18 protein-coding genes and 1 tRNA gene are annotated in these 26,979 nt (G+C 39.7%); 1 reads left to right on the top strand and 18 read right to left on the bottom strand.

The genetic code is table 11. The annotated features are described in order from the left end of the window. Positions 1-144: 144 nt before the first annotated feature. From K1I67_RS03695 to K1I67_RS03620, 16 genes are all read right to left on the bottom strand, one after another. Entirely contained in the window at positions 145-1,029 is an 885-nt protein-coding gene (locus K1I67_RS03695; RefSeq protein WP_223338813.1) for an ROK family protein, read from the bottom strand. A 15-nt stretch (positions 1,030-1,044) separates the two neighbouring features. After that, the gene (locus K1I67_RS03690; protein WP_223338812.1) at positions 1,045-1,962 is read right to left on the bottom strand and encodes a dihydrodipicolinate synthase family protein; all 918 of its coding nucleotides are present in this window, start codon (positions 1,960-1,962) and stop codon (positions 1,045-1,047) included. A 162-nt stretch (positions 1,963-2,124) separates the two neighbouring features. After that, a complete protein-coding gene (locus tag K1I67_RS03685; RefSeq protein ID WP_223338811.1) occupies positions 2,125-2,775 on the bottom strand; it encodes a YesL family protein in 651 nt (216 codons plus the stop codon). 19 nt (positions 2,776-2,794) lie between these two features. Next, the gene (locus tag K1I67_RS03680) at positions 2,795-3,247 is read right to left on the bottom strand and encodes a YhcH/YjgK/YiaL family protein (RefSeq protein ID WP_223338810.1); all 453 of its coding nucleotides are present in this window, start codon (positions 3,245-3,247) and stop codon (positions 2,795-2,797) included. A 181-nt stretch (positions 3,248-3,428) separates the two neighbouring features. Then, a complete protein-coding gene (locus K1I67_RS03675) occupies positions 3,429-4,268 on the bottom strand; it encodes a carbohydrate ABC transporter permease (RefSeq protein WP_004250812.1) in 840 nt (279 codons plus the stop codon). A gap of 16 nt (positions 4,269-4,284) precedes the next feature. Further along, a complete protein-coding gene (locus K1I67_RS03670) occupies positions 4,285-5,151 on the bottom strand; it encodes a carbohydrate ABC transporter permease (protein WP_223338818.1) in 867 nt (288 codons plus the stop codon). A 234-nt stretch (positions 5,152-5,385) separates the two neighbouring features. Continuing rightward, positions 5,386-6,702: an ABC transporter substrate-binding protein gene (locus K1I67_RS03665; RefSeq protein WP_223338808.1), complete on the bottom strand. Its 1,317-nt coding sequence runs from the start codon at positions 6,700-6,702 to the stop codon at positions 5,386-5,388. A 117-nt stretch (positions 6,703-6,819) separates the two neighbouring features. Next, on the bottom strand, positions 6,820-7,518 hold the full coding sequence (locus tag K1I67_RS03660) for an N-acetylmannosamine-6-phosphate 2-epimerase (RefSeq protein ID WP_223338807.1): 699 nt from the start codon (positions 7,516-7,518) through the stop codon (positions 6,820-6,822). Between the two features lie 445 nt (positions 7,519-7,963). After that, positions 7,964-11,257, bottom strand: coding sequence for an SIALI-17 repeat-containing surface protein (locus tag K1I67_RS03655; RefSeq protein ID WP_223338805.1), 3,294 nt, complete (start codon positions 11,255-11,257; stop codon positions 7,964-7,966). Positions 11,258-11,761: 504 nt separating this feature from the next. Then, entirely contained in the window at positions 11,762-15,859 is a 4,098-nt protein-coding gene (locus K1I67_RS03650; protein WP_223338804.1) for an SIALI-17 repeat-containing surface protein, read from the bottom strand. Between the two features lie 374 nt (positions 15,860-16,233). Beyond that, complete coding sequence (locus tag K1I67_RS03645; RefSeq protein WP_223338803.1) at positions 16,234-17,217, bottom strand: acetylxylan esterase; 984 nt, start codon at positions 17,215-17,217, stop codon at positions 16,234-16,236. 442 nt (positions 17,218-17,659) lie between these two features. After that, complete coding sequence (locus K1I67_RS03640; protein ID WP_223338802.1) at positions 17,660-18,586, bottom strand: ATP-binding cassette domain-containing protein; 927 nt, start codon at positions 18,584-18,586, stop codon at positions 17,660-17,662. 10 nt (positions 18,587-18,596) lie between these two features. Then, on the bottom strand, positions 18,597-19,664 hold the full coding sequence (locus tag K1I67_RS03635) for an ABC transporter ATP-binding protein (RefSeq protein ID WP_223338800.1): 1,068 nt from the start codon (positions 19,662-19,664) through the stop codon (positions 18,597-18,599). 8 nt (positions 19,665-19,672) lie between these two features. Continuing rightward, a complete protein-coding gene (gene oppC / locus K1I67_RS03630; RefSeq protein WP_006147849.1) occupies positions 19,673-20,599 on the bottom strand; it encodes an oligopeptide ABC transporter permease OppC in 927 nt (308 codons plus the stop codon). Next, positions 20,599-22,095, bottom strand: coding sequence for an ABC transporter permease (locus tag K1I67_RS03625; RefSeq protein ID WP_223338799.1), 1,497 nt, complete (start codon positions 22,093-22,095; stop codon positions 20,599-20,601). Before K1I67_RS03625 ends, oppC begins: the two co-directional genes overlap by 1 nt. 65 nt (positions 22,096-22,160) lie before the next feature. After that, entirely contained in the window at positions 22,161-24,140 is a 1,980-nt protein-coding gene (locus tag K1I67_RS03620) for a peptide ABC transporter substrate-binding protein (protein ID WP_223338797.1), read from the bottom strand. A gap of 181 nt (positions 24,141-24,321) precedes the next feature. On the opposite strand from K1I67_RS03620, the gene K1I67_RS03615 reads away from it, so the two are divergent. After that, positions 24,322-24,392: transfer RNA gene (locus K1I67_RS03615), tRNA-Cys, on the top strand. 86 nt (positions 24,393-24,478) lie between these two features. Here the strand turns inward: K1I67_RS03615 and K1I67_RS03610 are convergent. Both K1I67_RS03610 and K1I67_RS03605 read right to left on the bottom strand, forming a co-directional pair. Further along, positions 24,479-25,810 carry a hemolysin family protein gene (locus tag K1I67_RS03610; RefSeq protein ID WP_223338796.1) on the bottom strand — a complete coding sequence of 444 codons (1,332 nt, stop codon included), beginning with the start codon at positions 25,808-25,810 and terminating at the stop codon, positions 24,479-24,481. A gap of 252 nt (positions 25,811-26,062) precedes the next feature. Then, positions 26,063-26,893, bottom strand: coding sequence for a DNA/RNA non-specific endonuclease (locus tag K1I67_RS03605; RefSeq protein WP_223338792.1), 831 nt, complete (start codon positions 26,891-26,893; stop codon positions 26,063-26,065). Positions 26,894-26,979: the final 86 nt, after the last annotated feature.

Raw genomic sequence — 26,979 nt, 5'->3', positions numbered from 1 at the left:
AGAATTTTTCTAGAGTTTTCGCATTATTATAAATATACTATGTTATATTAAAAAATGCAAGGGTTTTCAAAGTTTTAACTAGATTTTTACTAAATGATTCTTTTACTATTCATGGCTAAAAAATCCTAAATTGGCAAGGCCAACTTAGGATTGTTTTGTTTTAAAGTGATAGTAAGCTCCAAGCATACCTGCAGTATTTTGATGACGCGCAAACTCTAATCTTGTTTTTTCCGCTAAACTTGGAACAAGCGCATCTTTCAGAGCTGTACGAATTTTCGGTTTCAAAATCGCTTCCTGCCCCATAATACCACCACCTAGTATAACAATCTCTGGATTGGCAACATAACAGATGTTAGCAACACCTTTCCCAAGATAGGCTACCATACGGTCAATGCCCTCCATGCAGAGTTTATTGCCTTCAGTAGCTTCCTTGAAAATTCTACGACCATTCCAATGGGCAATTTCTTCACCATGAGACTTAGCTACATACTCGACCAAGGCAGTTGTAGATGCTAAATCTTGGAAAGCCCCATCCTGCATATGCATATAGCCAACTTCACAGGCTGAATTGCTGAATCCATGGAAAATCTGGCCGTCAATGATTAAGCAGCCACCGATACCTGTTCCGATGGTCAAACATAGCGTTATTCCTGCACCTTTTCCAGATCCAGAAACAGCTTCTGCTAACCCTGCACAGTTAACATCATTCTCAATCTCACAAGGAATTCCAAAACTTCCTTCAATTTCCTTTTTAAATTGAGTTCCTGCATAATTTGGAATTTGTGGACCAGCATAGAAAATCTCACCCTTATCAGGGTCAACCATTCCCGCTGAGGAAATGGCGACGCCTGACACTGGACCTTTTTCTAGATAGCTAGCTACAATATCTTTTGTTTTCTGTAAGATATGTGGACCGCCTTTATGAGCCTCAGTCGCAACTTCGTGAGACTCTACAAGTTGTCCATCTTGGTCAATCAAACCATATTTGATATTAGTTCCACCAATATCAATTGCAACGTAATTAGTCATAAAGCCTCCTATTGATTAGAGGAAACGCTCCTTAGTTTCACGAATCAATTGAGCAGCTGCTTCTACAACTGGACGATCTTCTTCGGTCACTGGTGTAAGTGGAGAACGAACTGATCCGATGTTAAGTCCTTCATTGATTTTCAAGACTTCTTTAATCACACAGTACATATTCCCATGAGCTGCAGTCAATTTACCGATGATAGTGTTGATAGCGTATTGCAATTCACGCGCTGTTTCTAGGTCTTTATCCGCAATCAATTGGTTGAGTTTCAAGAAGAGTTCTGGCATAGCACCATAAGTACCACCGATACCAGCTTTTGCACCCATGAGACGTCCGCCTAGGAATTGTTCGTCTGGACCGTTAAAGACGATATGGTCATCGCCACCAAGGCTAACGAATGTTTGGATATCTTGAACTGGCATTGAAGAATTTTTAACACCAATGACACGTGGGTTTTTCAACATTTCTGTGTAAAGACTTGGAGTCAAAGCAACACCTGCCAATTGAGGAATGTTGTAGATAACATAGTCTGTATTTGGTGCTGCAGCACTGATGTCGTTCCAGTATTTTGCTACTGAGTACTCAGGCAAACGGAAGTAAATTGGTGGGATTGTTGCGATAGCATCTACTCCCAAACTTTCTGCATGGCGAGCAAGCTCAATACTGTCTTTGGTATTGTTGCAAGCCACGTGAGCAATGATGGTCAATTTACCTTTGGCAACTGCCATAACTTCTTCTAAGATCAATTTACGGTCTTCTACACTTTGGTAGATACACTCACCTGAAGAACCATTGACATAAAGTCCTTGAACACCTTTATCAATAAAGTATTGAACCAAAGCACGTGTACGTTCTGGGCTAACTTCACCCGCATCATCATAACATGCATAGAAGGCAGGAATGACACCTTCATATTTTTTTAAATCTGACATAGATTTCTCCTAAGATTTCTTTTTTCTGCTTTGAGCAGATGATTTTTACTATTTTAGTATACACCTTGTAAAAAGCGCTTTCAATACATATAAGCCACTTAGATTTTAATTTCTATTCATCTCCCTTAGCTTTTCTTGTTTGAAAGTAGTTTCATATCATTTTCAATTCTCTTGATATTTAGCAAATAATTTTTCCATTAATCCTGCTTGGCAAAAGGCAAGAAGAGCAAAGCCAAAGAGTAGAAATGCTGAGCCACCAAGCACTAGAGTAAAGCCTGATAGATAGAGAAGCATAATGATTAAGAAAATAATCGCCAGCATCAAGAAGAACCAAGCGAAGTTAAAGCTGACCAAGAGCAAGCCCTTTTGGAGCACTTCTTTCCAAGTTAATTCATAGCGTGCAGCAATTGGATAGCTAGCCAACATAACTAGGGTTAAGAATATCAGAATTCCCAAGCAAATAGCTTTAATGAGCTGAAAGGCAACACCAGTTTGACTCCAGAATAGGGATAAATCAACAACACTAATTAGAAATATTCCTAACTCCAACAAACCTAACTGAAAACCTAATTTCAAATTTTGCTTAAAGGCTCTAATATAGATTTTGAAAACAGGAATACGACGGCTGCGCTTCACTTCAAAGATTGTCTGATAGAGACTGATTTTAGCTACTCCAATAGTCACAATAGGCAAACAAGACACAGCAAAGAGCAGGTTAACCGTCACAATATCTAAGACTTTCTCGCAAAAACGCATCAGAAAGTTATCCGTATCAAATGCCGCTTTTATCAATCCAGATCCTTTATGTGCCATTGTTTCTCCTCCTAACTGACTAATCGATTAAAATTTTAAATAAATATTTGCGAACTTTATCTTCCATACCTGCATAACCGTTAGGCTGATGAGGTTCTCCTGGGAAGAAGACTGCAAAATTGTGATATCCCAACAAAAGTGGGTATTGTTCGTGACAATGAACAAAGCCAATGTCACTAGCTTCATCAAATGCTACTGCCTCGTCCTTAACACGAGAACCATAGCTTGAATACTCATGACCATCTACCAATAAATGCAAGTCTGCATAGTTTTTATGATGCTCAAAGCGATCATTTTCTTCTTTGTTGAGAACATTTTCCTGCACAACTAAGAAGACCTTATCTCCATCAATATCGTATTTACCCAATTCAAACGTATCTTTACGATGCTCATAGAGATAATCAATAGCCTTGTCCAGATTTGGATGGATTCCTTTATAAAAGGTGATATTTTTTAAATCATCAAAAATCATAGTAATTTCCTTTACCTGATTGTTATCACAGACATAAAATGTCTAGCCAGTAAGTTTATAAGTGTCTAACAAAACTTCATGAAGTAACCAACTCCTCTCCATTTTGTAGACACTTATAATTCTATTATTTCTTAATTTAATTTGACCAAACCAACAAGTTTGGTTGATAAATCGTATTTTCCTATCCTTTGACAGCTCCCATAGTAATCCCTTGAGTAAATGATTTTTGGAATACCAAGAAGACTGTTACGATTGGCACAGCTGCAAGAGCAGCACCCGCCATAATCAAACCATAGTTGGTTGCCATCTCAGCCTGCATAGTCGCAACCCCAAGTGAGATGGTCAAGTTGTTACGAGATGTCAACATAACCAACTGCATAAAGTAGTCATTCCATGTATTGATGAAGGTGAAGATTGCAAGAGCTGCAAATCCTGGTTTCACGATTGGGAAGGCTACGCTCCAGAAAGTACGAATTTCACCGCATCCATCGATTTTAGCAGATTCTAGCAATTCTGTTGGAATGTTTTCACTGAACTGTTTCATGAGGAAGACCCCAAATGGCCATCCGATCAAAGGCAAGATAACCGCCCAAAGAGTGTCATGGATTCCCATGAAGTTGACGATACGTACCAATGGTACAAGGACAACTTGTTTTGGAAGAGCCATGGCAGCGATAAAGATAGCGAAGAGAATGCGTTGTCCATAGAAACGTTTCTTAGCCAATACATAACCTGCTAGGGATGAAGTTGCACAAACCAAGAACATTGTTACCAATGAAATGAAGACTGAATTCCACATCCATTGCAAGGCTGGGTTTTGCACCATCAATTGTTGGAAGTTCTCCATTGTTGGAGCTTTAGGGAACCATTGTGGTGGAATCATAATGGTATCCGGTTGTGATTTGAATGCACCTGTCAAAATCCAGTAGAATGGAAAGATAAACAGTACAGTCAATAAAAGCAAGAAGATGGTTGAAATAACAGTGAAGGCTGTTAAAGGTTTCTTTTGTGTAGATTGCATAGCTGTCTCCTTTCTATTAATATTCTACGTCGTTTCCAAGTACTTTAAATTGAACAAAGCTGACAATTGCGATCATAACTGCCAAGAATACACCAATAGTATTGGCATAGCCATACTCAGTCAATTGGAAGGCTTTTTCGTAAAGGTAGTACATAAGTGTACTTGTTGAGTAGTTTGGACCACCTGAAGTCAAAAGTTGAATCAAAGCGAAACACTGGAATGAGTTGATTGTTGTAATGATTGCGATATAAAGAGTTGTTGGAAGAAGACTTGGCCATTTAATCTTCCAGAAAACTTGTAACTCAGTTGCTCCGTCGACACGCGCCGCTTCAACAAGAGAGTTATCAATATTACCCATTGCAGCGATGTAAAGAATGATTGGTTGACCAACTGATGTTGTCAAAAGAATAATCATAATCGCCATCAAAGCCCAGTTTTTATCTCCTAACCAAGAAATGTTTTGGCTAATGATATGGCTTGACTTAAGCACGAAGTTCAAAATACCTGATAGTGGATCATAGATCCATTTCCATACTACTGTTACGGCAACACTACCTGTTACAACAGGAAGGAAGAATACGAAACGGTAGAAAGATCTAGCAACGGCATTTTGTTGGTAAGTTTGTGATGCTACAAAGAGCGAGAAGAGTACAACGACTGGTACAGACCCGATAACCAAGATTACGGTATTAATCAAAGATTTTGTAAAGACAGGGTCTTTAAACATACGAATGTAGTTGTCCAAGCCAACAAACTCAAAGCTTGTCATCGAATAGTTAAAGAAACTTGTGATGAAGCCCATGATCATTGGAGCTAAAACGAAGACGGTAAAGAAGATTAATACTGGTGCTAGGAATGCGTAGGAAATAATCGTTTCCCGCATGCGAATTTTATTGATTTTCACAGTCGGCACCTCACTTTCACATAGTTTTGTTTTTTTGACTGTTATCTGACCCTGATCTAAAATCAGAATGAAATTTTTCTAAGATTCGTCAATGTAAAAACTTCATTATAATTTTGACCTGTCAGCTGCTTCTATTTCAAACAAAAGTCCCCCTTTTCGTGCACAGTTGTGCTCAGGGAAAAGGGGGGGATTTCAGTTTTTATTTAGGGCTTATTATTTAGCTGCTTTTTTGATTGTTTCATTCGCTTTTTCAGTGAATGCTTTCAATGCTGCAGCAGGTTCTTGGTCACCATTTGATACAGCTTGCAACATTGGGAACCAAAGTGTTCTCATTTCAGCAAATCCGTCGATTGTGTTGTAGTATGGTGAGTAGTATTGAGTCCAACCACTGATAGTTTCCATACGTTTATCATCATAAAGTTTTCCAAATGAAGTACGAACTGGGAAGGCACCTGTACGAACTACGTCTTTAGGACCCCACTCTTTATCATCTGCGATGAATTGGATGAATTTCTTAGCAGCAGCAACTTTCTTTTCATCTTTGTTGTTAAATACTGCAAATCCGTTTACAAGGTACTCAAGAGCTGGTTTGCCTGAATCAGATGGGAATGGTACTTCTACCACTTCAACTTTACTTGCTTCCAAGAGTTTAGCTTGGATACCGTTTTGAGCTGGTGCCCAAAGGATTGTGTATGATGTTTGACCGTTTGCAAAGTTTTGGATGTCTGCTCCACCGTCAAATTGTGAACCGTTGTTCAACAAACCATCTTTAATCCAGCTAGTTGCTTTTTCAAGACCTTTGACGAATTTAGGATCATCGGTTGTGTATTTAGTAACTTCTTTGTCTGTTACAGAACCGCCGTAAAGGTTAGAGATGAAAGCACGTGTTCCTTGGTCTCCCCCTTGACCAGAACTGAACAATGAACCTGGAGTGTATCCTTTATCTTTAAGTGCTTTCAAGACTTTTTCAAAATCATCTGTTGTCCAACCTTCTTTAACAAGGTTAGCTACACCAGCATCTTCCAACATTTTCTTGTTCATAGCCATGTAGAATGGTGCAGAACTGATTGGGTACATGTATGCTTTATCACCAGCTTTACTTGCTTGAATGATGTTTTCATTGTTAACATCTTTAACAAATTCATCTGTAAAGAGGTCATTCAACTCAGCTAATTTACCATTTTTACCGTAATTAATGATACGACCTGGTGCATCGAAAAGTACATCTGGAGCAGTTCCAGCTTCAATAGCCGTCGTGATTTTTTCTGGACCAGATTTGAAGTCGATTGTTTCTAGTTTAACTTTGATATCTGGGTTTGCTTTTTCGAAAGCTTCGATGATAGATTTTTCATAAGTTCCTACACCGTCACCAGATTTTTCTTGAGTGAAGACTGGGAAAGCCCACCAAGTGATTTCAGTTTTTCCTGCATCACTTGCAGCATCTTTTTTAGCGTCTGATTTGCCACAAGCAGCAAGAGATAGAACAGCAGCACCCGCAAGTACTGTACAAGCTAGTTTTCTAAATTTCATTAGTATTCTCCTAAATGATGATATGCGTATCCGAAACGGATAATGAGTAATGTCGAATTTGTATACGTTTTCATTTTTTCCTACTAATCAACCACTCTCCTCGTTTTTTATATTGTGTTATTTAAGACCCGCAACAAATCGTTCCGTAATCTCTTTTGGTCTAGTAATAGCGCCACCAACAACGATACCTCGCACCCCGTAACCTAGGATTTGCTTAGCTTGTTCTGGTGTGTGAATTTTTCCTTCAGCGATGACGTCCACCCCTGCGTCGCAGAGTTTCTTGATTAATCCGAAATCTGGGCCATCCACTTTTGGACTGTAAGAAGTGTAACCTGACAAGGTTGTTCCGACAAAGTCAATTCCCGCTTCAACTGCTGTCAGACCTTCCTCAAAGGTACTTGTGTCAGCCATCAAGAGTTGATTTGGATATTTTTCTTTGATTTGGCGGATAAATTCTTGAATCTCTAAGCCATCATGACGTTCACGTTTGGTACAATCAAGAGCTATCACCTCAATGTCAAGAGCCGCTAATTCATCAACTTCTCTCATAGTCGCTGTGATGAATGGTTCTTGTGGTGGATAATCACGTTTAATAATTCCGATAATCGGAAGTTTAGTGACTTCTTTAATTTCCTTAATATCTCGAACACTGTTTGCTCGGATACCTACTGCACCACCTTGTTCAGCTGCTTTCACCAACAAGGGGATAACTCCTCCCGCTTCTGTGTAGAGCGGTTCATGAGGAAGTGCCTGACAAGAAACGATGATTCCATCTTTGATTTGTTCAATCAAGGCTTCTTTACTAATTTGTGGCATCTACTTTCCTCCTTTTCTTTTCCTTTGTGTTTATGTGACTATTATAGCTTATTATTAAAGCGCTTTCAATAGCTTGTGCTAGAATAGATTGAAGTTTCAAAACAATTTTATGCAACAGTTTCTCCTGAAAGTAGTTTCAGGGATCTAAAATCTATCCCAACACCACATAATCCCTAACTAAAAACATCCTTTTTTCTCGCAAACATGAAAGAAAAAGGCCGTGGGACAGAAATCGTTAATTCGTTAGAATTCGATTTCGTCGTTCCACCTCCGCACAGTTGAGTAGGGCTGTAAAAGCTGATGGAATCAGCGTAGTAGAGCCCACTCAACCACTGCGTCTTGCTCGACAATCCAAAGAAAATTGAGAGGCTAGGACTTTTGTCCCAGCCTCCTTTCTATTAAAGATCAGGTTACTCTATAAAATCTTTAAGTTTTAACTATTTAACTAATCTTCTTTTCTCTTCCCCAAAGCAAACATACCTAGAATCATCCCCAAAAGTCCTACAGAAGCAAGGGTAGAGGCATCTCCACTTCCTGTTTTAGGAAGAACATTTTGACCAACTGCAGGTGCTTGATAGGTCTTATCTTGTGACATAGCCTGAGATACAATAGATTGCTGCCCTTTGTGCTCTGGATCTTTATGGCTTGCTCCTTCTGAGCCCTTGACGTCGCCTGTAAATCCTGGGTTTTCTGTCGGTACAGCGTCACCCTTCACACTGCCCGTGAATGCTGGGACTTCGTGAACAGCTGATTCTAGACCATTAACACCACCCACAAATTCTGGGTTTTCAGAAGTTACAGGACTAGCAGCATTTACACCACCTGTGAATTCTGGAACTTCATGCACAGCTGCTTCTGCACCGTTGATTCCACCTGTGAATTCTGGAACTTCAGCAGTCGCAGCTTCTACACCGTTGATTCCACCTGTGAATTCTGGAACTTCAGCAGTCACAGCTTCTACACCGTTAACTCCACCTGTGAATTCTGGAATTTCAGCAATCGCAGATTCTACACCCTTAACGCCACCTGTGAATTCTGGAACTTCGTGAACAGCTGCTTCGCTACCGTTGGCAGCTCCAGGAATACCTGCTCCTTCAAGACTAACTGGAAGGTTGTGCATACTCTCGATTGCTCCAGAAGCAAGTCCAGTTATTTCCTGACCAAGATCTGACTTGCCTATTGTAAATAGCAGAGTCTTAGTATCATACTGGGTCATGAAGTTTACTTTTTTACCATTTGCCAACTGAAGTGTTGGGATTTTGTTGACCAAAACTTCTGAATCAAACTCTACTGCAAGAATTCCTGGCCATTTTTCAATAACAGATTTAACTTTTGCTTCTTTAGGAGAAATTCTTTCCTTCGTTAAGAAATCCCAGTTAAATTTCTTGAAGGATAGAGTATAAGGATTGCCACCAGCTTCATGATGTTCGTACAAGAGCCCAAATTCTTTTGGACCGATTTGTTGAAGTGAGTTATAGGCATACTCTCCCTCTTGAATCAAATGATGATGCAGCCAAGTCAACTCGCCATCTTCTTCTACGCGAGCCACTCGAATGTAACCATTCTTACGACCTGGGCCATTGGCATTTGCTAGAAGGATATACTCCTTACCATCTTGAACCGTATGAGTCGCTGCCATTTGAACATAGACATCTGGTACATCATAGCGTGCTACATAGTTATCCCATGTAATACCACCATCATTACTTGTCGCAACTTGCAAATCACCAGTCAAACCACGCATAAAGAGTTTCAACTGACCATTATTCAATTGAACAACAGAAGATTCCGTATTTTGAGCGTAGTAATTGTTCATGTTACTTGAATCAACTACTGTACCATCATAAAGTGTACGGTTATCATTGACACCGCCACCCATATGCCAAGTTTTACCATGATCATCTGAGTAGATGATACGAGATGATTGAGAACCGTTGAGGTGGTTAGTACGGTTTGTCGTATAGACAGGAACGACGATACGACCTTTATGAGGTCCATTCTGGAGGGTAATGCCCACTCCAGGTCCCACACCTAAAAATTTCATCCAATCAGCTTTGACCATTGGAGTAATATCTTGTGGTGCAGACCAAGTCTTACCGTCATCATCACTGTAAGACATCCATAGGTAGCTGTCTTTAGCAATTCTAAATGGAGAAGTTTTATTGCTTGTAAAGTAGATATTTCCTAGTAGCTGCTCACCTTGATATAGGTCACCTTTATCGCTATAGCCAGGCTTGATAGGATTTACAACAACACGGTAATCCGTTGCCTGGCCATCTGGTGTGTAGACAAGGCCATTTTCACGAATTGTATAGGCTCCATTTTCTCCTTCACGGTAGAGGATTTGGTAAGTTTTACCATCAATTTCTTTGTAGGCTTCCTCTTTTTCAGCTGACATCCCAAAGATTCCTTTTCCTTCTGGAAACATATCATAGACTGAAAAGATGCGTTTGGTTTCAGTATCTTGGGCTAAAACCATGTCGATATTCACTGGTGAGCCAACAGATGGATCAGTAGCTTTTGGATTGTCGCGTAGATTTGTAAGAGTGATACGATCGCCCCATGTTTGGCCCTTATCTTCACTTCGTTTAACGACCATACCGATATCGCCCCAGTCAGAGTGGTGCAAACGGCGTTCGTCAGCTCCAGCAATCAAAGTTCCCTTGTCAGTCTTAAGGAGGGCTGGAATCCGATAGCTATTAATACCATCTGGATTTGATTGCCCATTTTTACCAGCTTCAAATACATCCTTTTTATCTGTTATCTCAGCTCCTTCTGGAAGCTTTTTCTCTAATTCAGATCTTTCAAAGAGGTAGCTACGATTTTGAACTTCTTCTGGACTCAAGGCACGATCGTAAACAGTTAGATTACGAACTTGTAAACCTGTTCCCCAAACCATACTTCCTGCACGATTTGTAGATCCAATCTGCATATGATTCACATCAGGCATATCTTTGATAAAGCGTCCTGATTTCTTACTTGTTCTCGACAAGACTCCGTTTACATAGAGACGAACTTGCCCATTTGGAGAATCTGCACTTGGTCTTTCGACTGTAAAGGTTACTGAGTTCCACTGACCTGGTTTGACTGTTAATGGAGCATCTGTATATCTATCATAAAATTGGTCGCCGTTTTGATCGCGCCCCTCAATCAAGGCAACATTGTTGTAAACAGCCATGGTGAAATATTCATTTCGAACTGTATCACTTGAGACTGAGAAAAGGTTATAAAATGCTGGTGCAGAAGCATCTGGTTTGAATTCCATATGAACAGTTGCATTTTGAAGCTGTTTCAGCTTGTCCAATTGCTCTGTCAAATCAATTCTATTGCTATTTGTAGCATTAGTCTCTACATCTTCCTTTTCAAGAACAGTATTGACATTTTCCAACTCTCTAGCATAGTAATCACGTGGAAGCGCAGCTGGATCTTTTTCGGTTTCTCTAGTTGTTTCTGCCGTTTCTGTTGTTGCAGTTGTTTCTGTTGCAGTATGTGCTTCTGTAGGAGCATGTGTGACTGTGTCTACTCCATTAGACTCTGTAGCAGTCTTTTCAGTATCTACTGTTTTTTCCGCCTGATCCTTCTCTACTCCTAGTTCTGTAGTTTCCTTATTGGTAGTTAATTCTTGTGCTAATACTGGCGATGCACCAAAAACAACTGCTCCAATCACTACTGAAGCGGCTCCTACTGTAAATTTGCGAATTCCGTATCGTTGTTTTCTATCCAGCTGATTATGCTTCATCTTTCTTCCTTTCATTTTTAAAAATAAAGCGCTTTCTTTTTTGCTTAAAATTTTTAGTCGATTGACTAACTAACAAAAATAACTTTTTCACGAATGGTTACACTCGATCTTTCAAATTTTCTCTCACTTAACGACCAATAATCTCTCATCATTCCATCGTTAACTTGAGCCTCCTACTCCTTTCAAATTTTATCTTACTTTCATTATATAATAAATTTCACCATTTTAAAATAGATTAACATAGAACGGATTTCACTTTCAGTTTTTGAGACACAAACTTAAACTTCTAAAACTACTTTCTAGTTTTTAGAGCAAATTCTTCACTTTGATCATCCTACATTCAAGGGGCATATTTTACTAATCGATATTTTCAATAGATCTAGCGTTAAACTTCATCCTCCACTCTTTTAAATCCCAAATAAAAAGCCGTAACCAGTTCTAGTTACGGCTCCTTCTTATCAACATTAAATTTCTCGATGAAATTCTTCGGTTTTAGCTATTTCATTAATCTTCTTTTTTCTTGCCAATAGCAAACATGCCTAGGAGTAAGCCTATAAGTCCTATAGATGCAAGAGGACTAACACCTTCACTTCCTGTTTCAGGAAGAAGTTGCTGACGAGCAGCAGGGGCTTGATAAGTTTTATCTTGTGCCATAGCTTGAACCACAATTGACTGTTCTCCCTTATACTCTGAGACCTCATGGATAGCCGCTTCAGCACTGTTTACACCACCTACATACGCTGGAACTTCTGTACTCGCAGATTCTAGACCATTAACACCACCTGTGTATTCTGGCACCTCTAACTGAGCGGCCTCTACTGCATTGACGCCACCTGTGTACTCTGGAACTTCTAACTTAGCAGATTCTACCGCATTCACACCACCTGTATATTCTGGCACCTCTAACTTAGCAGATTCCACTGCATTGACGCCACCTGTATATTCTGGCACCTCTAACTTAGCAGATTCTACCGCATTCACACCACCTGTATATTCTGGCACCTCTAACTTGGCAGATTCTACCGCATTCACACCACCTGTATATTCTGGCACCTCTAACTTAGCAGATTCTACCGCATTCACACCACCTGTATATTCTGGCACCTCTAACTTGGCAGATTCTACCGCATTCACACCACCTGTATATTCTGGCACCTCTAACTCAGCGGATTCTACTCCATTCACGCCACCTGTATATTCTGGCGCTTCTAACTTAGCGGATTCTACTCCATTGACACCACCTGTGTATTCTGGAACTTCTAACTTAGCGGCCTCCACTGCATTAACGCCACCTGTGTATTCTGGAACTTCTAACTTAGTGGATTCTACTGCATTCACACCGCCTGTATATTCTGGCACCTCTAACTTAGCGGATTCCACTGCATTGACACCACCTGTGTATTCTGGAGCTTCTAACTTAGCGGATTCTACTGCATTCACACCGCCTGTGTACTCTGGGGTTTCTAACTTAGCTCCTTCCTCACCATTGACTCCACCTTCAAAGGCTGGAACTTCATGAATGGCAGACTCTCCTTTTGAGCTTTCTACTAGACTACCCTCTGGAACTTCATGGACCGCGGCTTCCTCACCGTTCACACCACCTTCGAAATCCAGAATCTCATGAATGGCTGCTTCAGCACCATTGACACCACCTTCAAATTCCGGAACTTCGTTAATAGTTCCTGGTGGATTTTCTTCAACCTCTATTTCTGGAATTTCATGAACGGCTGCTTCCTCGCTGTTCACACCACCTGAGAAGTCTGGCACATTATGAACGGCTGCTTCCTCACCGTTGACACCACCATCAAAGGCTGGAGCCTCATGAACTGCACCTTCTTCACCATTGACTGCACCTGTAAATTCTGGGACTTCATGAATTTCTGCTTTTGCACCATTTTTCCCACCAGGGACTCCTGCACCTTCAAGACTTACAGGCAAATTATGCATGCTCTCAATTGCACCATCAATGATTTCTGTAATTTCTTGACCAATATCTTCCTTGTTAACTGCGAAAAGCAATGTTTTTGTATCGTATTGCGTCAAGAAAGTCGCAAAGTTCCCATTTGCCAATTTAAGAACTGGTGGTTGATTCACCAATACTTCAGAATCAAATTCTAGAGCAATGACATTTTTGCTCATCTCCACAGCATTTTTCACAGTTGCTTTTGTTGGAGAAATCATATCCTTACTTAAGAAATCCCAGTTGAATTTCTTATAAGACAAGGTATACTCATTTTGTTTACTATCTGCATGCTCATAAAGTAAACCAAATTCACCATTTCCAAGATCTTGCAAGGAGTTATAGGCAAATTTACCGCTTTGAATAGGATTGTGCTTGAGCCAAGTCAAATCTCCGTTAGCTTCCACACGTGCTACGTGTACCAAACCATTGTAACGTCCTGGCCCACCTGCATTACTGAGGATGATATATTCCTTACCATCTTGTACCGTATGAATGGCAGACATTTGAACGTAGACATCTTTGACATCTGAATAGCGTTTTACATCTTTTTCCCAAGTTGCTCCACCGTCTTTACTCGTTGCAACTTGCAAATCCCCTGTCAATCCACGCATGAAGAGTTTGAGATCTCCATTATTCAACTGCACAACAGTTGACTCAGTATTTTGAGCACCTGGATTATTCATAGTTGAAGAATGAATTGTTTGGTTACCTACTGGACGGTTATCATTGACCGCTTCACCAGCGTGCCAAGTTTCACCATGGTCATCTGAGTAAATGACACGTGAAGACTGGGAGCCACTTAGGTAAGATACGTTATTTGTTGTGTAGGCAGGGATAACCAGACGCCCTTTGTGAGGTCCCGAATGCAAGGCAATACCTGTACCAGGTCCAGTACCTAAGAAGTGCATCCAGTCCTTACGAATACCGTATGTAATATCTTTTGGTGCAGACCAAGTTTTTCCATCGTCATCGCTATAAGACATCCAGAGATAGTTGGTGTTTGAAACTCTAAAGATATTCTTATCGCTATAATCGAAGTAGACATTACCAATCAGTTCTTCACCTTTATACAAATCACCCTTATCACTATAGGCTGGTTTCTTAGGATCAACTACAACACGGTATTCTGTCTTTCTATTTTCAGGGTCAAAGACTTCACCATTTTCACGGATTGTATAACGTCCTGCTTCACCTTTTTTGTATAGAACCTGATAAACCTTATCTCCAATTTGCTCATAGGCTTGTGGTGCTTTTCCTGGTAAATCTCTGACAGCTTCACCTTCTACGAACATATCAAAAATAGAGAAGATTCTCTTAGTTTTCGGATCTTGGACTAGGGCCATGTCAATGTTGACTGGTGATCCCGCATGAGCTCTTCTGGCATTCTCATTATCACGAGGATTTGAGATGACAATTCTATCTCCCCATGTTTTGCCCTTATCATCACTACGACGAACAACCATACCGATATCGCCCCAGTCAGAGTGATGCAAGCGTCTCTCATCTGCACCAGCAATCAAGGTTCCTTTATCCGTTTTCAGCAGGGCTGGAATACGGTAGCTTGCGATACCATCTTTATTTGGCTTGCGGTTCTCACCACCTTCAAAAACATCCAGTTTATCAGTAACTTTTGCTCCTTCAGGAAGTTTCTTCTCCAACTCTCCTCTTTCAAAAAGTTGGCTACGTTTTTTAACTTCTTCTGGAGTAAGAGTACGATCATAAACCGTTAGATTTCGGACTTTAAGATTAGCACCCCAGAAGTTTTTGCCTGTACGTTTTGTTGTACCGATTTGTACATGGTTGACATCTGGCATGTCTTGGATGAAGCGACCAGACTGAGGACTTGTGCGCGACAAGACACCATTTACATAGACGCGAACCTGACCTTTTGGTTGGTCAGCATTTGGTCTTTCAACTGTAAAGGTTACAGAGTTCCACTCACCTGGCTTAATCTTCAAAGGAGCAGTTTTATAATCACCATAGAATTGGTTTCCATTTGCATCACGACCTTCAACGATAGCTGTGTTATCAAGGATGGCCATAGTGAAATACTCATTTACTTTGGTATCACTAGAGACTGAGAAGAGGTTGTAAAAACGTGGAGCAGATGCATCTGGCTTAAACTCCATATGAATGGTCGCATTTTGAAGTTTTTTAAGCTTATCTAGTTCCTCTTTCATGTCAACTCTTTGACCGTTTGAAGGATTGGTTTCAACATCTTCCTTCTCTATAACAGTATTGGCATTTTCCAACTCTCTTGCATAAAAGTCACGCGGAATGTTTCCAACTTCGTCTTCACTCTCTGTAGCTGGAGTTTCGTTTGATGCTTCTGTTTCTGTTGGTTTTTCAGACCCTGGGTTTGCTTGCAACTCTTCACGGCTCACTTCTGTTCCACTATTATTTACTGTGGTTACTTGGCCTGCAGGTTCCTTATCTAAATTAGCTAGACTTCCTGTCTCTACTTCCTTAGACGATTCTGGCAAAGATTGCCCCGCTGTTTCACCATTCGTTGATGGCGCCTCTTGAGCCAAAGCCGGTGCAGCACCAAAAACAACCGCTCCAATCACTACTGAAGCTGCTCCAACTGCAAATTTCCGAATTCCATATCTCTGTTTTCTATTAAAATCTCTCTGATTCATGTGTTCCCTTCCGTTATTTTTAAAAAAATAAAGCGCTTTCTTTTTTGCTTAAAATTTTTAGCCTTTCAGACTAGCTGCAAATAAGAAACTGTATTATTGAATGAAATTGCCATTCTTTGTAGATGAAATGCTGTTGCTCTTTTATAAATTCCATGTTAAAAAATAAGCAAGCAGCTATACTCCTTTCATTTTTTATTTTAATCTTATTATATAATAAATATTCTAAATTTTAGACTTTGTAATCTATAATAGATTCTACTTTCAAAGATATTTAGAAGTCTCAAACTACCTGAAACTACTTTCTCATTATCTGAGTCACATAAAGAAAACCCTGTAGTTCATTCATTCAAAACTACAGAGCTATTTTTTAATTTTTAATGACCAAGATAGGTAAAGGGAATCTCACTAGCACACAACCAATTGTAAACTTGATCATTGACATGAACATTCATAGCTTCGTGTGCATATTCAGGCATGATGCGATAGCTCTTCTCACAAGTCAAACGATTGTAGATAGCAAACTGAGTGATTGGATAGCAGACATCGTCATCTAGTCCAGTAATCATCCGAACTTGCCCCTTAATACGATGGGCAAGATTTTTCACATCGATATAAGCTAGGGTTTCCATAATTTGCTCCTCTGTTTCGTGGAAAGGATCATGGAACTTAAAGTAACGGAAGAGTTCATCATAGGCTTCACTGGTATTTCCAATCTCTAGCACTCGTCTAAAGTCAGATAAGAATGGATAAATAGTAACTGTACACTTGATACGTGGATTGAGACCTGCAGCTACTAAAGCCAAGGCTCCCCCTTGAGAAGCTCCATAGCTAGCTAACTGTTCCTCATCAACTTGTGGGAGACTAGCTACAATCTCAATCAATTGATAAATATCTAGATAAACATCCTTATAGAAAAGTTGCTCTTTCCCTTCAACAGCACCACGGATGATTTGTCCCTTAACTGTGTTTCCCAGCGGAGAACGCAAGCCATCTTGTGAGTATCCAGATTGCCCTCTAACATCCATGGATACTACACCATAACCAGCGACCGTAAAGGCTAACATATCTGTCCAATCCCAGCCACGTCCCATATAGCCATGGAAGTGGAAAATGACAGGTACTTTCTTTTCTGAGATGGGTAAGACTATACGCGCATAAACAAGGCCATCACGGGTGCCTTTAAAGCTTAACTCATAACACTTCACATTGGGAATATGAAAATCTCGTTCCTCTAATTGATAGTCTGACAAAACCGAAACCTTCTCAATCTCACCATCCCAAAAAGCATCAAAATCTTGAGGAATTTCATCTCTCCCTTTGTAAGTTTTCATTTCTTCTATTAGTGCTGGATTTCTCATAAAACCCTCCTTTATTTAGTAACCGTTACCATAACTCTAGCACATAAAGGAAGGCAATGCAAGACCAGTATTTTAAATAGAAAGTGATTTTAATTTTGCAGATTCATCAAAACTAGCCTGAAAGTAGTTTTATTTTTTCGTCTGTATAAATTTAAACGTTGTCAGCATGTTAAATCTCACTTTCTAATACTCTTCAAAAATCTCTTCAAACCACGTCAGCTTCGTCTTGCCGTATATGTGTTACTGACTTCGTCAGTTCTATCCACAACCTCAAAACGGTGTTTTGAGCAACCTGCGGCTCGCTTCCTAGTTTGCTCTTTGATTTTCATTGAGTATAAAACCATTCTGAGACAAATTCTCAGTTTTATACTTTGCTGTTTATCAAATAAAAAAGTTTCATAACCTTAATAGAATTGTTCTATCAGGATTACAAAACTCTTTCTTATTTCAAATCTTTTTTATAGCGTTCCAACTCAGCTTGGTTTGCCCAAACATAGTGACCTGGACGAATTTCTACCATAGAAGGTTTATCAGTCTCATAGTCATGTTGATCTGGATCATAGACTTTCAATACTTTTTTACGTTCCAAGATTGGGTCTGGAATCGGAACAGCTGATAGAAGTGCTTGTGTATATGGATGAACTGGATTGTTAAACAATTCTTCAGTTTCAGCCACTTCAACAATAACACCCTTATAAATTACCGCGATACGATCAGAGATGAAACGAACCACTGACAAATCGTGGGCGATAAAGAGATAAGTCAAGCCCAATTCCTTCTGGAATTTCTTAAGCAAGTTCAAAACTTGAGCACGCACAGAAACGTCCAAGGCTGAAATAGGCTCATCCGCAATAACGAAGTCAGGTTGCATAACCAAGGCACGGGCAATCCCAATACGTTGACGTTGACCACCTGAAAACTCATGTGGGTAACGTGTCAAGTGTTCAGCCAAAAGTCCCACTTCACGAATGATTTTCTGTACTTTTTCTTTTCTTTCTTCTTCATCTTTAAATAAATGGTGGTTATAAAGACCTTCAGAAATGATATAGTCAACCGTTGCACGCTCATTCAAGCTAGCTGCTGGGTCTTGGAAAATCATTTGGATACGACGGATTAATTCCGAAGCTTGTTCACGTGATTTTTTACCATTAATTTTTTGACCTTCAAAGATGATATCACCTTTGCTGGTATCATTAAGACCGATGATAGCACGACCAATCGTTGTTTTACCACTACCAGACTCTCCAACAAGTGAGAAAGTTTCTCCTTTGTTGATAAAGAAGTTCGCATTTTTAACAGCGACAAACTTTTTGCTTCCTTCACCGAAGGAAATTTCTAAGTCTTTAATTTCTACTAATTTTTCAGACATTTCCTTCCTCCTAGTCCTCAAGATGTGTAAAGCCCATCTTTTCACGAATCTTGTCGTGTAAATCTGCAATCACCGATGGTTTTTCAACTTTTGGAGCTTGTTCATGAAGCAACCATGTCTTAGCCCAATGAGTATCAGATACTGCAAACTGAGGTGCTTTTTCCTCGAAGTCAATCTTCATAGCATAATCTGAACGAAGAGCAAAAGCATCTCCCTTCAATTCAGTATAAAGCGATGGAGGTGTTCCAGGGATTGAGTACAATTCACCTTTGTCATCCGCAAGTTGTGGCAAGCTTGACAAGAGGCTCCATGTATATGGATGACGTGGGTCGTAGAAGATTTCTTCAACAGTACCATATTCAACAATTTCACCAGCATACATAACTGCAACTTTATCAGCGATACTTGCTACGACACCTAGGTCGTGGGTGATAAAGATTGTTGTAAAGTGGTATTCGTGTTGAAGTGACTTCAACAAATCAATAATCTGTGCCTGAATGGTCACGTCAAGGGCTGTTGTCGGCTCATCACAGATAAGAATGTCTGGACGACAAGCAAGAGCAATCGCGATAACGATACGTTGACGCATTCCCCCAGAATATTGGAACGGATACTCGTCGAAACGTTTCTCAGAGTCCGGAATACCAACCTTATTCATATAGTCAATAGCCAATTCTTTAGCTTCTTGAGCAGTTTTGCCTTGGTGTTTAACAATAACTTCTGTGATTTGACTTCCGATGGTCTTGATAGGATCTAGACTTGTCATCGGATCTTGGAAGATAGTAGCGATTTTAGCGCCACGGATATTTTCCCACTCTTTATGAGAAGATAAGGCTGTCAAATCTTGTCCACGGTAATTGATACTACCTTGTGCAATACGACCATTCTCTTCCAACATTCCTGTGAATGTTTTTGTTAAAACTGATTTACCAGAACCTGACTCCCCAACTAAAGCGAGAACCTCTCCCTCGATCAGATCGATGGAGACACCTCGTATAGCTGTCAAAATTTTGTCACGAACGTCAAATTCCACGACAATATCTTGAGCAGTCAAAATTACATTTTTTCCTTTTATCATGTCTACTCCTATCTATGTGTACGTGGATCACTAGCATCTGCTAGGTTTTGACCAACAACGAACAGTGACAAGGATACCAAGACCAATGTAGTCAATGGAATCCAGAAGAGGTATGCATTGGTTGTTACGTTTTGAGAATAATCTGAAATCAAACGTCCCAAGCTAGGAACTGTAATCGGCAATCCAAGACCAAAGAATGAAAGGAAAGCTTCATATGAGATAAAGGCTGGGAGCATTTGCGACGTACTCGTAACAATAACAGATACCAATTGCGGCATAATGTTTTTTACAATAATTTTGTAACTTGGTGTTCCCAAAGTTCGTGAAGCAAGGTTATACTCTAAATCACGGTAACGTAACATTTGGATACGAATTGAATGGGCAACACTAATCCAAGTAGTTACACTCATGGCAAAGATCAAGTTCCAGAACCCTGCCCCGATAGAGTAAGTCAAAACAATAACGATCAAAAGTGATGGAATATTGTTGATAACGTTGTAGACTTCCATCATGATACGGTCAACTGATTTTGAGATCCCCCAAATTCCACCGATGACAACACCGATAAAAAGGTTAACAAAGGTAGCAATAACCGAAATCAGGATAGAGTTACGAGCTCCAAACCAGACACCATCAAAGAGAGATTTACCATTACTGTCTGTTCCGAACCAATGCTCAGCATTTGGCTTAATGTAACGAGCGCTAAAATCGTTTACCTTACTTACATCATTAAAGTCAAAATCAGAAAACATTGGGTAAATGAAACTCATCAAAACAATCGCAATCAAGATACCTAGCATGATTACTGTTGATTTCTTCTTCAAAAACTGTCTAAAGACAGAACCCCAGTATGAGTAGGCAGGAGCATCAATTGCTTCAGAGGCATAATCATCACGTTTTACAAACTGAAATTTTTCATTACTAATTGTAGACATTATTTGCCTCCTTTCTCTGTCAATTTAATACGTGGGTCAATAATGGTCATCCAAATATCACCAATAAGGTTTGAGAAGATTGAGACGCAAGTGAAGATAAAGACGAGACCAACTACCATATTATTGTTTGAAGCCTTTACAGAGTCGATCAACATTTTACCCATACCTGGGAAGGCGAAGACTGTTTCAGTAAGAGTTGCTCCACCAATAACACCAATGATAGCACCTGGAATACCAGAAACAAGTGGTACCATAGCATTTTTAAAGATATGCTTATCAGAAATCTCTTTTTCAGACAAACCTTTTGCACGAGCAAAACGAACGAAATCTTGTGATTGCAAGTCAATCATATAACGGCGAATCCAAATTGCCATAGTAGGTGCTCCTAGCAAGCCCAGAATCACTGCAGGAAGGACATAAGAACGCCAATCACCAGCACCCAAGATTGGGAATGAGTCTGGGAAGCCGATTGAAGAACCAATCAAACGAATAATATAGACTAGGGCAATCGTTGGAAGAGCCAACAAGAACGTTAGAGTCCCTGTTGAGAAACTATCGATCCAAGTGTTTTTGAAACGAGCCATTGCTGAACCAAGAGGAATCGCAATCGCATATGAAATCGCAAGACCAATCAAACCAGTGATAGCAGAACTTGCAATCATAGATGGGTACTGATAGTTGCTCTCAGTAGCTGTATATGGATCATCTTTACCGTAGTTGGCTACTTCACGAGCATCAGCTTGACTCGGAGATTTATAAGTTCTTGAGTAAATATTTACTGATGATGTTTTCTTACCAGTTGGGAATTGAACTTCAGAAGTCTTCGTTTGTCCTTGTCCTTGTGTAATAACTTGAAGAACAGGAGTATTTGCATAAGTTGGATAAGAATCTCCTAGGTTCAAGTTGACAAAGTTTTGGTGAACAAATGGGAACTGACTATTGAAGTACAAGAGGTATTTGTGTTTAGTACCTGAACCCACAAGAGACCAACCGATAGCAGGGTCATTCTCAAAGCGCAAATAACGCTCTAAGTTAGGATTCTCAGGGTCTTGGATCTTGTTTGTATGGTCAATATCAAGCAAGTTTGCATAGAATTTAAACACACGTTCAAAAATAGGAATTTCACGTGTAGCGTAGAATTGTCCACTCTCTGTAAACTCACCTAGAGTCCAACCATTCCCAAGTTGTTGGATATATTTTTCATAGATTGCTTTATTTGTATCATTTGCATCTACTGTAACAGAAGAGTCAATGCTACTAGCTTTTTCCTGCAACTCTTTCGTATCATAATATTCGATATAACCCATACGCTCAAAGACGGTATTTTCATAGTTATCACGTTTATCAGCTGTGGTTGCAATTTTATTGTAGTTAGTATCTTGTTTGAAGATCAACTTCCGTGGAACCATCGTATAGATGATTGTGTAAATCAAGGTCGTTACTAAGAAAATAGAAACCAACGACCGCAAGATACGCATAAAAACATATTTTTTCATATTATTTCCTTTAAAATCCCAAAAGAACCTTCTCCTTTAGGAGAGAAAGTTCTGATGAGCATTATTTATTTCACATGACTCGCTAACTCTTTTTGAGCTTTTTCGTTTGATTCAGCTTTTTCTTTGAGCCATTTTTCACGAGCTTCTTTGTACTCTTTGGTTGTTACAGTGTTAGCTTGCAATTTAAGGTACTTGAAGTATACATCTGAACCTTTATCACCAGATTGAGTGTAAGAGGCCGAGAATGGTACTACACGAGAAATAACTGGCGCTGCTCCTGAAGATGACATAGCTGGAAGGAAGAGGGAGCTATCTGTCAACCAAGCTTGAGCTGCTGCATATTTCTCATAACGTTTGTTAAGGTCACTTGTTTCATTACCAGCTTCTTCAAGCAACTTGTCGTAGTCTTTCAAACCAACTTGGGTAACTGCTGGATTTGATGGATTGTCATAACCCATGTAAGTCTTTGTTTGCTCGCTGTTACTTGTTTGCAAGATATCAAGGTAAGTTGATGGGTCTTGATAGTCTGGGTTCCATCCAACGGCACCTGAAAGTTCCCAATCCTCAGCTGCTGCATTCGGAGCATAGTAAGTGATGTTAAATAATTCATCTTTTGTTACTTGTTGGATATCGATGACTACATTTTCTTCACCAAGAACTTTTTCAACAGATTGTTTGAAGGACTGAATACGCGCAATGTAGCTCTTAGCAGTTTGGTCAACTGGAATATCCAAGTGAATTGGGAATTTCACGCCATCTGCTTCCAAAGCCTTCTTAGCTTTAGCAAATTCTGCTTTCGCTTTATCAGCATTATAAAGACCATCTTGACCATCTGCAAAGTTTACATCTTTCCACTCATCACCATAAGAAACAACTTTCTCAGTAACCAAGTCACCAAATGTTTTCTCACCTGCAGAAACAAAGTCTGGTTTTACAAATAGGTTACGAACAGCAAGCGCTGCTCCATCTTCACCATTCAGCTGAGCAGAGTATGATGTACGGTCAAATGCAAAGTTCAAAGCTTGACGGAAGTCTTTGTTAAGAAGGGCTTTCTTAGTAGAAGTCTTTTCTTCATCAGTTGTTTTTGATGTATATTTATAGCTTTGACGGTCAATATTAACACCCAAACCAGCAATACCAGCTCCTTGTGGAGTATAGTAAATGTTGTCTTTGTATGTTTCTGCGATTTTAGAATAATTTGAACTTGTTGGGAAGAGACGGGCGTAGCTGTATGCACCACTTGTAAAGTTACGTTCGATTGATTCTTGGTCTGAACCATCATAGAATGCAAGCGTCACAGTGTCTAAGTGAACATTATCTTTATCCCAATATTGCTCATTCTTCACAAACTCAACAGAAGACTTAGCAGTTAATCCTTTAAGCAAGAAAGGACCATTGTAAAGCAATGATGTTGGATCTGTTGACTTACCAAAGTCTGAACCTTTTGATTTTTCAAACTCTGCATTCAAAGGCCAGAAGATTGAGTAAAACATTTTAGAATTCCAATATGGCTCTGGTTTGTTCAAAGTGTATTGAAGAGTGTAGTCATCAACAGCTTTTACACCAACAGTTGAAAAGTCAGTTGAGTTCCCAGCCACATAATCTGCCAAACCTTTTACAGAATCTTGAGCAAGATACAATGCTTCTGATTTCTTATCAGCTGCGTGTTTCAAACCTGTAACAAAGTCATTAGCAGTTACTTCTGCATATTCTTCACCATCAGCTGTGAGCCATTTTACACCTTTACGAATCTTATAAGTGTATGTCAAACCATCTTGAGACACTGACCAATCTTCTGCAACTGCAGGAGTGAGGTTACCATATTTATCATTTGTAAAGAGTCCATCGATACCATTTGAAGTGACAACTTTTGTACTTTGCTTACCAGAGATAAGGTAGTCCAAAGTTTCTGGATCAGCTGTATATACATATCCGTAGGCTTTTGGAGCCTCAGCATTAGATGATTTTGAAGAACCGCAAGCCGCGAGAACGCCTGTTGCGAGTAGGGCAACCCCTGCTACCGCAAAAATCCGACTTTTTTTCATGTTTAGTTAACTCCTCTTTTGAAATTAATAAGATAATGCTTATTATACCACAACCACTTCAAAAAGTAAACGAATTTTCAGAATATTTTGTCGCACACATTTTGAAAGTCGGAAAACTTACATTTTCAGAAAAGAAACTATTGACGAGATTTAATTTAAAGGGTATAATAATAAAAGTTAAGGCGGTATAGCCAAGTGGTAAGGCACGGCTCTGCAAAAGCTTGATCGTCGGTTCAAATCCGTCTACCGCCTCTATATTATCAAAGGCTCCTACAGGAGTCTTTTCTTTTTGACTACTAAAAAAGCTTTATCAGTTCTGCTCTGATAAAGCTTTTGTTCTATTCTGTTTCTTCTTCTGATTCGAGTTCTTGAATTTGAACCTTCAGCTTGGTCACACGACCATTTTTGACTTTGTCATTAGTCAATGTAATATGTTTGTTTGCACTTTCCAATTCATAGCTAAGTTTTTCAGTTGTTGGAATAGTCCCTACACCAGTCAAATAATAACCAGCAATTGTATCTACATCATCACTTTCAAGTTCAACATCGAAGTAAGCATTAAAGTCATTTAAATTCATTGTCCCTTGGACGATATAGGTATCTTCGCCAATTGTATGAACATAAACTTCAGCTCGGTCAGTTTCATCATCAATTTCACCGACAATCTCCTCAAGGAGATCCTCCAGCGTAACTAGACCAGCCATACCTCCATACTCATCCAGAAGGATAGCCATCTGTCTTTGAGTATTTCTAAACTCTTTTAATAAATCATCCACAAAAATAGTTTCAGGTACAAAGAGTGGATCTTGTAAGATTCGCTTCCAGACAATATTGTCAAACCCGCTATCAAAGGCTTCTTTAAGGAGACTCTTAGTATGAATCAATCCAATAACATTGTCCTTATCCCCATCATAAACAGGAATCCGAGAAAAATTCTGTTTTAAGATACTTTGGATAATGGTTTGAGTGTCATCCTGAATATTTACCATGAAAGCATCGGTTCGAGGAACCATGACTTCACGTGCCATGAGCTCGTCTAGCGAGAAAATCCCTTGTAACATTTCAATTTCATCAGCATCCAAGGTTTCTTCACTCTTAGACAACATGTACTCAATCTCATCACGAGTCATTTTTTCATCTGCATCGTCAAATGTCATCGGTGTCAATTGACTCAAGAGATTAGTTGATGCTGAAAGCATCCAAACGAAGGGACTCACAATCTTACCAAGAGCAATAATAAACGGTACTGTTCGAATAGCCAAGGCATCCTTAAGATTTAGAGCAATGCGTTTAGGATAAAGCTCACCAAAAACGATAGAAATATAGGTCAAGAAAGCTAATGATAAGAAGCTAGCTACCGCATAGGCAGTTTCGCTATTTCCCATCCAAGAGGCGATCAACTCTCCAAGTGAATCTGCTAGTTTAGCCCCTGACAAGATCGTAATTAAGGTGATACCAACTTGAATGGTTGATAAAAAGTGATTTGGGTTTTCAAGTACCTTTAGTAAACGGATATAGCGTTTATCTCCCTCTTCAGCTTTTTGCTCAACACGTGAACGACTAAGTGAAACCAGGGCCATCTCTGTTGCAGAGAAAAAGGCATTTAAAAAGGTCAAAACAACTAATAAAACAAATTGCAGTAACAAATCCTGACTGCTCGGGTCTTCCATTTTCCTTCTCCTAAAAAGTATAATTGAAACTATTATACCATATTTTCCAATTTCTACACATTAATTTTTAATTTCTATGATACAGGGTTGTGGAATAGAGAACTGCAACCCAAGTTTCGATGCCCTAGTTCAAGCCTTGTGAATCTTCAAAAAAGCTCTTTAAAATAAGAAAAGCAAAAAACAAGCAATCGTTTCTACAGTTCATGACTAATAAAAAACGAGGTTGGGATTTTTCCTCAACCTCTTGATAAATTAGTTATTTTTTGTGACTGTGACCTCACCAGTTCGGTAATCTAACTGAATTCCCTTTTGGACATTTGGAATAACGACATTAAACTCCAACTCCCCATCAGAGGACTTGGCTTCAATCTGCGATGCGGACGGCACCAAGTTTTCCTCAGATGCATAGAGCAACGTCACACGGTAACGCACTCGTTTGTTTTGATCTAGAGCTTTTCGAACCAGACTTTCATAATAGTTTTGGCCTGTCGAATCTTCTGCACGCGCTTGGTTGGCCCAAGCTGTCTGTACGGCAATGTTTTTAGGATTGCTAGTAGAAGCATCAAAGCCATCTAAACCACCGATTAAGGCATAGCCCAACAAATGCCCTCTATCGACCGCATGGTTGTAACTTCCCTTTAGATTCTTAACCTGATGCCAACCCGCAGGCGTCCAAGATGTTGAACCATTGCCAGTTTCTTCACGGTCCTTGTACTGTCTGGTCGCTTTTGACATGATTGCATTCGCTACTGTGGGAACTGTCTCTCCTCCTACAGTCTTTGTTTTATTATCGGCATAGGGTTTACTTGAAACCTTGGCGTCTAGATTGGTTTTATTGTTATTGACGATAAAGGCTCCTGCGCCATTCCACTCTAGAGTACCCTTAATTTGTTTTTTAACTGAATCGGTCAGTACACTTTCAGCCAGTTCTTGACTTGGAGTATCAGACGACTGTGATTTTTGTTTTACTTGTGCTTGTGGCGAGGTGTTGGAAGACTGTATTTGTTTAATATAGTAGCTTCCTGCCGACAAGAGTAAAAAGAGCAAGAGACCAATTAGAGCCTGTCTGGTTTTTTTATTCATATTTTCTCCTTAATTTCACTTCCTAGAAAAGAAGCTGGGACAAAAGTCCTAGCCTCTCAATTGTCTTTGGATTGTCGATCAAGACG

It is taken from the genome of Streptococcus infantis, from assembly GCF_019929575.1.
In the GTDB taxonomy this organism is placed as follows: domain Bacteria; phylum Bacillota; class Bacilli; order Lactobacillales; family Streptococcaceae; genus Streptococcus; species Streptococcus infantis_L.
The sequence above is the reverse complement of the archived record's forward strand: the minus strand, read 5'-3'. Positions and strand labels throughout refer to the sequence as shown.

Bases quoted from the DNA above. Each gene is read 5' to 3' on its own strand.
- K1I67_RS03695 (WP_223338813.1), bottom strand. From the start codon at position 1,029: ATGACTAATTACGTTGCAATTGATATTGGTGGAACTAATATCAAATAT.
- K1I67_RS03690 (WP_223338812.1), bottom strand. From the start codon at position 1,962: ATGTCAGATTTAAAAAAATATGAAGGTGTCATTCCTGCCTTCTATGCA.
- K1I67_RS03685 (WP_223338811.1), bottom strand. From the start codon at position 2,775: ATGGCACATAAAGGATCTGGATTGATAAAAGCGGCATTTGATACGGAT.
- K1I67_RS03680 (WP_223338810.1), bottom strand. From the start codon at position 3,247: ATGATTTTTGATGATTTAAAAAATATCACCTTTTATAAAGGAATCCAT.
- K1I67_RS03675 (WP_004250812.1), bottom strand. From the start codon at position 4,268: ATGCAATCTACACAAAAGAAACCTTTAACAGCCTTCACTGTTATTTCA.
- K1I67_RS03670 (WP_223338818.1), bottom strand. From the start codon at position 5,151: ATGCGGGAAACGATTATTTCCTACGCATTCCTAGCACCAGTATTAATC.
- K1I67_RS03665 (WP_223338808.1), bottom strand. From the start codon at position 6,702: ATGAAATTTAGAAAACTAGCTTGTACAGTACTTGCGGGTGCTGCTGTT.
- K1I67_RS03660 (WP_223338807.1), bottom strand. From the start codon at position 7,518: ATGCCACAAATTAGTAAAGAAGCCTTGATTGAACAAATCAAAGATGGA.
- K1I67_RS03655 (WP_223338805.1), bottom strand. From the start codon at position 11,257: ATGAAGCATAATCAGCTGGATAGAAAACAACGATACGGAATTCGCAAA.
- K1I67_RS03650 (WP_223338804.1), bottom strand. From the start codon at position 15,859: ATGAATCAGAGAGATTTTAATAGAAAACAGAGATATGGAATTCGGAAA.
- K1I67_RS03645 (WP_223338803.1), bottom strand. From the start codon at position 17,217: ATGAGAAATCCAGCACTAATAGAAGAAATGAAAACTTACAAAGGGAGA.
- K1I67_RS03640 (WP_223338802.1), bottom strand. From the start codon at position 18,586: ATGTCTGAAAAATTAGTAGAAATTAAAGACTTAGAAATTTCCTTCGGT.
- K1I67_RS03635 (WP_223338800.1), bottom strand. From the start codon at position 19,664: ATGATAAAAGGAAAAAATGTAATTTTGACTGCTCAAGATATTGTCGTG.
- oppC (WP_006147849.1), bottom strand. From the start codon at position 20,599: ATGTCTACAATTAGTAATGAAAAATTTCAGTTTGTAAAACGTGATGAT.
- K1I67_RS03625 (WP_223338799.1), bottom strand. From the start codon at position 22,095: ATGAAAAAATATGTTTTTATGCGTATCTTGCGGTCGTTGGTTTCTATT.
- K1I67_RS03620 (WP_223338797.1), bottom strand. From the start codon at position 24,140: ATGAAAAAAAGTCGGATTTTTGCGGTAGCAGGGGTTGCCCTACTCGCA.
- K1I67_RS03610 (WP_223338796.1), bottom strand. From the start codon at position 25,810: ATGGAAGACCCGAGCAGTCAGGATTTGTTACTGCAATTTGTTTTATTA.
- K1I67_RS03605 (WP_223338792.1), bottom strand. From the start codon at position 26,893: ATGAATAAAAAAACCAGACAGGCTCTAATTGGTCTCTTGCTCTTTTTA.